Source organism: Bradyrhizobium sp. AUGA SZCCT0283 (assembly GCF_018130385.1).
Taxonomy (GTDB): domain Bacteria; phylum Pseudomonadota; class Alphaproteobacteria; order Rhizobiales; family Xanthobacteraceae; genus Bradyrhizobium.
The window spans coordinates 1-1,083 of record NZ_JAFCLU010000111.1; the positions used below are offsets into that span (position 1 = coordinate 1).

Genomic DNA, 1,083 nt, shown 5'->3' on the forward strand with positions numbered 1-1,083 from the left:
CAGCACGGCGCGCTACACCCAGGTCGCCACCAAGACCATCAGCAACACGCCAAGTCCGCTTGACCGGCTCCGTCTGGAGATCGTGCCGCCCGGCTGAGCGGCATCATGGCTCCGGTTCTGGAGGTGGCGGATGTCTTCCGCCGCCACGGCGAATCGTTTCGGCAGGCCCGTGCCGGGCATCTCGGCCGCGCCGAGCGGCGCGTCATGGGCGCCATCACGGCGTGCCGGACGGCGGCGCTCGGCGGTCACGTGGAGCAGTGCGATGATTGCGGCAACGTGCGCATCGCCTACAACTCCTGCCGAACCGCCATTGCCCCAAGTGCCAGGGGCTGGCGCGCGCCGAATGGCTCGCGGACCGACAGGCCGAACTGTTGCCGGTGCCGTACTTCCACGTCGTCTTCACCCTGCCGACGCTGGCGGGCGAGATCGCCTTCCAGAACAAGGCCGCGGTCTATGCGATCCTGTTCCGCGCTGCCGCCGAGACGCTCACCACCATCGCCGCCGACCCCAGGCATCTGGGCGCGCAAATCGGCGTCACTGCGGTGCTCCATACCTGGGGTCAGACGCTGCAGCACCATCCGCACATTCATTGCGTGGTGCCAGGCGGCGGCCCCTCGCTCGACGGCACGCGCTGGATCGCTTGCCGCTCCGGCTTCTTCCTGCCGGTGCGCGTGCTCTCGCGCTTGTTTCGTCGACTGTTCCTACAGAACCTGCAGGCTGCATTCGACGCCGGCAAGCTAGGCTTTTTCGGCAACCTCGCCGGTCTTGCCCAGCCCACGGCCTTTGCCACCGGGCTCGACCAACTCAGACGCATCGAATGGGTCGTCTATGCCAAGCCGCCGTTCGGTGGCCCCGAATAGGTGCTGGCCTATCTCGGCCGCTACACCCATCGCGTCGCCATCGCCAACAGCCGGCTGGTGTCGCTCTCCGACGGCAAGGTCCGCTTCGCCTGGAAGGACTATCGCCACGACAGCAAAACCAAGGTGATGACGCTCGATGCCGACGAGTTCATCCGCCGTTTCCTGTTGCATGCCCTGCCGGACGGCTTCCATCGGATTCGCTACTACGGCTTCTTCGCCAATG

1 pseudogene is annotated in these 1,083 nt (G+C 66.5%); it reads left to right on the forward strand.

The annotated features are described in order from the left end of the window. Positions 1–105: 105 nt before the first annotated feature. Positions 106–1,083, forward strand: a pseudogene (locus JQ624_RS38320) (IS91 family transposase); the annotation flags it as partial.